Consider the following 6,696-nt stretch of genomic DNA (forward strand, 5'->3'; position numbering starts at 1 on the left):
TTTGCCACATTCCTTCGCAGTGCGAAAGATCCCCACCGCTCACCAATGCCGTTCCCGGCGAACCGACCCTCCAGGTACGCGAGCCGACCCTCCAGGCACGCGAGACCCGGGTCCAATCACGCGAGATCCGCCTCCGATCACGCGAGATCGGTCCGCAAGCACGCGACAGGGCCGAGATCCGGCGCTCGGCCGGCCGAAGTCAGGCCGTACTGGCCAACGCGAACGGCAGCACCGCGGGTGCCCCGGCCCGCCGCAGCAGACGCGCGGCCAGCGTCATGGTCCAGCCGGTGTCGATGACGTCGTCGACCAGCAGGACCGGCCCGGACGGCAGCGTCGCCGCGAGGTCGGCCGGCATGCTCAGCCGCCGCCACAGGTCGGCCAGCCGTTGGGCGCTGTTCGCCTGGCGCGGCGGCGGCCCGTCCGCGTCGAGTGCGCCGAGGAAGTCCAGCCTGCCGATCTCGGCCAGCCGCGTCGCCAGGCTGTACACCAGCTGTGGCCGCGTCGACGACGGCACCGCCACCACCGCCACCGGCCGCTGGGCCCACTGCCACCCGGCGAGCACCTGCACGCACGCCTTGAACACCGAGTCGGGCACCTCGGCGTCGGCTGCTTGAGGACCGACGAGCTCCCGCAGCCGGTTGCCCCAGCCGACGTCGGTGAGCCGCCCCAGTACCTGGCCCGGCTCGGCCTGGTCGTCGGCGGAGATCCGGCCGGACACCGGAACGTCCAAAGAGGACATCCCGGTCGGCCACTGCTTCCGCGGCGCGACCTCCACGCCCGGCCGCTGCAGGCGTTCCCGCGTCGCGTCGACGACCTCGTCGGCCACCGACGTGTCCCAGTGCCGGCCCGTGCAGTTGTCGCAGCGCCCGCACGGCGCCGCCTCGGGGTCGTCGAGCTGACGCCGCAGGTACTCCATCCGGCAGCCCTCGGTCGCGAGGTACCCGAGCATCGCGTCCTGCTCGCGGTCACGCGCCTCCGCGACCCGCCGGTAGCGCCCGCGGTCGTACTGCCAGTCCCCGCCCGTGCTCTCCCAGCCGCCCTTCACGCGCCGGACCGCGCCGTCGACGTCCAGCACCTTGAGCACCATTTCCAGGCGGGACCGCGAAAGCTCGACCGACGGCTCGAGCGCGGCCGTCGAGAGTGGACGGTCGGCGTACGCGAGCGTGTTCAGCACCTGGGTGACCCGCAGCTCGTCGGGGAAGGCCAGCGACCCGAAGTACGCCCAGATCGCCTTGTCCTCCTCGCCGGGCAGCAGGACGACCTCGGCACGTTCCACGCCACGCCCCGCGCGGCCGACCTGCTGGTAGTAGGCGATCGGCGACGACGGTGCGCCGAGGTGGACGACGAACCCGAGGTCCGGCTTGTCGAACCCCATGCCCAGCGCGGACGTCGCCACCAGGGCCTTGACGCGGTTCTCGAGCAGGTCGTCCTCGGCCGCCTGCCGGTCGGCCGGGTCGGTCTTGCCGGTGTAGGCCGCCACCGGGTAGCCGCGGTCCTTCAGCAGGGACGCGACGTCGTGCGCCGCCGCGACGGTGAGGGTGTAGATGATCCCGGAACCGGGCAGCTCGGCCAGGTGTTCGGCGAGCCAGGCCAGCCGCGCCTGCGACGTCGGCAGCCGGCACACCGACAGCCGCAGGCTTTCCCGGTCGAGGCTGCCGCGCAGGACCAGCGTGTCCGCGCCGGAGCCGAGGCCCAGCTGCTCGGCGACGTCGGTGACCACGCGGTCGTTCGCGGTCGCGGTGGTGGCCAGGACCGGCACGCCTTCCGGAAGATCACCCAGCAGGGTGCGCAGCCGCCGGTAGTCGGGCCGGAAGTCGTGGCCCCAGTCCGAGATGCAGTGCGCCTCGTCGACCACCAGCAGCCCGGTGCTCGCGGTCAGCTTCGGCAGCACGTTGTCGCGGAAGTCCGGGTTGTTCAGCCGTTCGGGGCTGACGAGCAGCACGTCGACCTCGCCGGCCGCGACGGCCGCCTGGACCTGGTCCCACTCCTGCGGGTTCGCCGAGTTCATCGTCGCCGCGTGGATCCCGGCCCGGGCCGCCGCCGAGATCTGGTTGCGCATCAGGGCCAGCAGCGGCGAGACGATGACCGTCGGCCCGCTGCCCTGCTCGCGCAGCAACGCCGTGGCCAGGAAGTACACCGCCGACTTGCCCCAGCCGGTGCGTTGCACGACCAGCGCGCGACGCCGCTGCGCGACCAGGGCTTCGATGGCCGTCCACTGGTCTTCGCGCAGCTTCGCCGAGTCGCCGGCCAATGCCCGGAGGAGGGTCTCGGCGCGGTCGCGGAGGGCTGAGGTGGTGCTGGTCGTGTCCACGTCCCCACGTCTACCCCATGGCACCGACAGACCGGGAATCGGCGGCGTCACGAACGGACCGTTCGCGACGAATACGGGTGGTTATGTGACCTGAATCACAGCTACGGGTGGGGGTGTCCAACAGCACCCGGCGTCCCACGGCCCCGCTGTATAGGCTCTCCGGTCATGTCACCACGGCGGATCGGGGTCATGGGCGGCACGTTCGACCCCGTGCACCACGGCCACCTCGTCGCGGCCAGCGAGGTCCAGTCCCGGTTCGGGCTCGACGAAGTGATCTTCGTCCCGACCGGCCAGCCGTGGCAGAAGACCGGCCGCCAGGTGACCAAGGCCGAGCACCGCTACCTGATGACGGTGATCGCGACCGCGTCCAACCCGGTGTTCTCGGTCAGCCGCGTCGACATCGACCGCGGCGGCCAGACCTACACCGTCGACACCCTGCGCGACCTGCACGCCGAGCACCCCGAGGACGAGCTCTTCTTCATCACCGGCGCCGACGCGCTGGAGCAGATCCTGACCTGGCACAAGGCCGACGAGTTGTTCGACCTCGCGCACTTCATCGGCGTCACGCGGCCCGGCTACCGGCTCAACTCGCACCACCTGCCCAGCGGCAAGGTGAGCCTGGTCGAGGTCACGGCGATGTCGATTTCGTCGACCGGCTGCCGCGAGCGGGTCGAACGCGGGGAGCCGGTCTGGTACCTCGTGCCCGACGGCGTCGTCCGCTACATCGCCAAGAACGACCTGTACGGGAAGAGCGACTGAAGCGCCACTGGTCCCGGCGGGTACCCTTCTCGGGCGAACCCGATCTGTGAAGGAGCACCGTGGCAGCCACGTCCGAGGCACGAGAGCTGGCCGTAGCGGCCGCCCACGCGGCGGCGGACAAGAAGGCCAGCGACGTCGTCGTGCTGGACGTGTCCGAGCAGCTCGTCATCACCGACGCCTTCGTCATCGCCTCCGCCTCCAACGAGCGCCTGGTCGGCGCCATCGTCGACAACGTCGAGGAGAAGCTGCGGGAGAGCGGCCACAAGCCGGTCCGCCGCGAAGGCGCCCGCGAAGGACGCTGGGTGCTGCTCGACTACGTCGACGTCGTCGTGCACGTCCAGCACGTCGAGGAGCGCACGTTCTACGGCCTGGAGCGGCTGTGGAAGGACTGCCCGCGCATCGAGGTCGCCGGCCTCGAGGAGCCACCCGCCGACGAGGACCCGGACGTCCCGTGAGCCCGCGGCGGCTGGTGCTCTGGCGTCACGGCGAGACGGACTACAACGCCGCGGGGCGGATGCAGGGGCACCTCGACTCGGCGCTGACGCCGCGCGGCTGGAACCAGGCCCGGTTCGCGGTGCCCGCGCTGGCCCGCTTCTCCCCGGACCTCGTCATCGCCTCCGACCTGCGCCGCGCCACCGACACCGCCACCGTGCTCACCGACGCCATCGGCGTCCCGCTGCGGATCGACAAGCGGCTGCGCGAGACGCACCTGGGCGACTGGCAGGGGCGCACCGGCGAGGAGGTCGACCAGGCCTACCCGGGCGAACGCGACCGCTGGCGCACCGACGCGACCTGGGCGCCGCCGGGCGGGGAAAGCCGCGTCGACGTCGCCGACCGGGCGAGTGAAGTGGTCACCGACCTGCAGCAGGCCAACTCCGAAGCGGGCGAGACCGTGCTGCTCGCCGCGCACGGCGGGCTGATCGTCGCCCTCACCGCGCGGCTGCTGAACCTGCCGGTGGCGGTCTGGCCGTCGCTGGGCGGGATCGCGAACTGCCACTGGGTCGAGCTGGGCCGCCGCGACGGCAAGTGGCGGCTGCAGGCCTACAACGCGGGGATGCACGGCTAGCCGATGGGGCCACGCCTGCTGGTGTTCGGCGATTCGCTGAGCTTTCACGGTCCCGAGGGACCCTGCGCCGCGGACGAGCCGCGGCTGTGGCCCAACATCGCGGCCGCCGCGCTCGGCGGTACCGCCGACCTGGTCGCCGGGATCGGCTGGACCGCCCGCGACGCCTGGTGGTCGCTGACCGGCGATCCGCGCGTCTGGGCCGATCTGCACCACGTCGACGCGGTGGTGCTGGCGGTCGGCAGCATGGACACGCTGCCTTCGCCGTTGCCGACCTACCTGCGCACCGGCCTGCGCTACCTGCGGCCCGACCCGGTGCGGCGGGTGGTGCGCAAGGCCTACCTCGCCGCCCAGCCGCGGCTGTCGGTCGCCTTCCGCGGCCGTCCCGCCGTGCTGCCGGCCAAGCTCACCGTGCAGTACCTCGACACGGCCGTGGGCGCGCTGCGCGTCCTGCGGCCCGAGCTGCCGATCTTCGGCATGCTGCCGTCCGTGCACCGCGCCGCGGCCTACGGCGGCGTGCACACCGCGCGTCCGGCCGCGGCGGCCGCGATGGCGGCCTGGGGCACGCGGGCCGGAGTTCCCTTGCTGGACCTCGAAGCCGTCGTCGGCGAGCACGTGCTCAGCGGCGCGGGCAACCCGGACGGCATGCACTGGGGCTGGCCGGGGCACGCCGCGGTGGGCGAGGCGATGTCCGTGTTGATGGCGCCGGTGCTGGCCCCCGGCCACGTAGGCTGACGGCGTGTCGGTCGCCGTAGTCACGGATTCCACCGCCCACCTGCCGGAGGGCTTCGCCGAACGGCACTCGGTCCGGGTGGTGCCGCTGCACGTCCTGGTCGACGGCGTGGTGTCCCTCGACGGCGTCGAGACCGGTCCGGCGGCGGTCGCCGAGGCGATGAAGCAGCGCAAGATCGTCACGACGTCGCGGCCGACGCCCACCGAGTTCGTCAAGGAGTTCCAAGCGGCGTTCGCCGACGGCGCGGACGCGATCGTGTCGGTGCACCTTTCCCGCGAACTGTCGGGCACCTGGGAAGCGGCGGTGCTCGCGGCGCAGGAAGTGGGACCGGACCGGGTCCGCGTGGTCGACTCGCGCACCACCGCGATGGGGCTCGGGTTCGCCGCCTTGCACGCCGCTTCGGCCGCCTCCGCCGGAGCTTCGGCGGCCGCCGTCGAGGCCGCCGCGGTGACGGCGGCCGGCTGCTCGTCGACGCTGTTCGTCGTGGAGACCCTCGACCACCTGCGCCGGGGCGGCCGGATCGGCCCGGCGGCGGCGCTGCTCGGCACGGCGCTGGCCGTGAAACCGGTGCTGCACATGTTCGACGGCCGGATCGTGCCGCTGGAGAAGGTCCGCACCATGAACCGGGCGATGGCACGGCTGGTCGAACTGGCCGCGGTGGCCGCTCAGGACGACGACGTCGAGCTCGCCGTCCACCACCTCGCCTCGCCGGAGCGGGCGGTCGAGCTCGCGAACCGGCTCGAAGAAGCCGTGCCGCGCTCGGCCGGCTGCGTGGTCTCCGAGCTGGGCGCGGTGATCGGGGCGCACACCGGCCCCGGGGTGCTCGGCGTGGTCGTCCAGCGCGCGGTCCCGCCCCGGCGCTAGCCGGCGCCGGGTGGCGCGCCGAACCCTCCAGCATGCCACCCGGGTACGACGGAAACGGCCGGTCCCGGGCCGTCCCGGGCGAATCCGTCCACAACACCCCGGTTGTCCACAAGACGCGGCGGCACCCCTGTCGGACGCCTCACCGCGGGCCCTAACGTCGATCGTGTGTTCGAGCAGTCCGCCCGGGATCCGGGCCCTCCCGTCAACGACCGGCTCGCCTGGCTGGCCGACCAGCTCTCGCCCGATGCGAGCACGGTCGGCCCCGGCGGCCGGCTGGTCCGGCGCTGGCTGCCGGGCGGACCGGCCGGTGCCGGCCGCCGCCGGTGGGCGTTCGCCGGCGTCCTCGCGGCGGTCGTGGTGATCGTCCTCGGGGCGGTCGTGCTCGCCGGCGGCCGTCCCGTGGCCGAGCCGCCGCCCGCGTTGCCCAGCGCGAAACCGGCGGGGGAGGCGCGGGCGGCGCCCCAGACCGGCCTCGTCGTCAGCGTGGTCGGCCGCGTCCGGTCACCGGGCCTGGTCACCGTGCCCCAGGGCGCCCGGGTCGCGGACGTGCTGCGCGCGGCAGGCGGCCCCGAGCCCGGCGCGGACCTCGGCGCGCTGAACCTCGCCCGGAAGGTGACCGACGGCGAGCAGCTCGCCGTCGGGATCCCCGTTCCCGCCGCGGTTTCCGATGCGCCGCCGGGCGGCAAGGTCGACCTCAACTCGGCGTCCGCGGACCAGCTGGACACGCTGCCCGGCGTCGGCGAGGTGATGGCCAAGCGGATCGTCCAGTGGCGCACCGACCACGGCGGCTTCACGAAGGTCGAGCAGCTGCGGGACGTCGACGGGATCGGCGAAAACAAGTTCGAGCGACTGAGAGAGCAGGTGACCGTCGGATGAGACATCCTCTGTCAACCTCAGGCTGCAGTTCGAGGGCTGAGGGCTCGTTGACGGTTGCGAATGTGAACGGTCTCGTCGTAGCGGTTGCCC

Annotated in this window: 7 protein-coding genes; 6 read left to right on the forward strand and 1 reads right to left on the reverse strand. The window is 73.0% G+C overall.

Features of this window, described 5'->3' with window-relative positions:
* Nucleotides 1-199: 199 nt before the first annotated feature.
* Nucleotides 200-2,311 (reverse strand): RecQ family ATP-dependent DNA helicase, encoded by a 2,112-nt coding sequence (locus tag AB0G28_RS28730; RefSeq protein ID WP_361095582.1) that lies wholly within the window; start codon nucleotides 2,309-2,311, stop codon nucleotides 200-202.
* A gap of 165 nt (nucleotides 2,312-2,476) precedes the next feature.
* On the opposite strand from AB0G28_RS28730, the gene nadD reads away from it, so the two are divergent.
* The 6 genes from nadD (at nucleotide 2,477) to AB0G28_RS28760 (ending at nucleotide 6,606) form a co-directional block, all read left to right on the forward strand.
* Entirely contained in the window at nucleotides 2,477-3,070 is a 594-nt protein-coding gene (gene nadD, locus AB0G28_RS28735; protein ID WP_361095585.1) for a nicotinate-nucleotide adenylyltransferase, read from the forward strand.
* 59 nt (nucleotides 3,071-3,129) lie between these two features.
* Nucleotides 3,130-3,525, forward strand: coding sequence for a ribosome silencing factor (gene rsfS / locus AB0G28_RS28740; RefSeq protein WP_003067112.1), 396 nt, complete (start codon nucleotides 3,130-3,132; stop codon nucleotides 3,523-3,525).
* Nucleotides 3,522-4,136: a histidine phosphatase family protein gene (locus AB0G28_RS28745; protein WP_361095588.1), complete on the forward strand. Its 615-nt coding sequence runs from the start codon at nucleotides 3,522-3,524 to the stop codon at nucleotides 4,134-4,136. The genes rsfS and AB0G28_RS28745 overlap by 4 nt, the downstream gene beginning before the upstream one ends.
* Nucleotides 4,137-4,139: 3 nt before the next feature.
* On the forward strand, nucleotides 4,140-4,868 hold the full coding sequence (octT, locus tag AB0G28_RS28750) for a diglucosylglycerate octanoyltransferase (protein ID WP_361095591.1): 729 nt from the start codon (nucleotides 4,140-4,142) through the stop codon (nucleotides 4,866-4,868).
* A gap of 4 nt (nucleotides 4,869-4,872) precedes the next feature.
* Nucleotides 4,873-5,730, forward strand: coding sequence for a DegV family protein (locus AB0G28_RS28755; protein ID WP_361095594.1), 858 nt, complete (start codon nucleotides 4,873-4,875; stop codon nucleotides 5,728-5,730).
* A 165-nt stretch (nucleotides 5,731-5,895) separates the two neighbouring features.
* On the forward strand, nucleotides 5,896-6,606 hold the full coding sequence (locus AB0G28_RS28760; protein ID WP_361095597.1) for a ComEA family DNA-binding protein: 711 nt from the start codon (nucleotides 5,896-5,898) through the stop codon (nucleotides 6,604-6,606).
* The last annotated feature ends 90 nt before the right edge of the window (nucleotides 6,607-6,696 follow it).

Source organism: Amycolatopsis sp. NPDC021455, from assembly GCF_040640995.1.
Classification (GTDB): Bacteria; Actinomycetota; Actinomycetes; order Mycobacteriales; family Pseudonocardiaceae; genus Amycolatopsis.

Coding starts and splice junctions, on each gene's coding strand:
- octT (WP_361095591.1), top strand. CDS start 4,140: ATGGGGCCACGCCTGCTGGTGTTCGGCGATTCGCTGAGCTTTCACGGT.
- nadD (WP_361095585.1), top strand. CDS start 2,477: ATGTCACCACGGCGGATCGGGGTCATGGGCGGCACGTTCGACCCCGTG.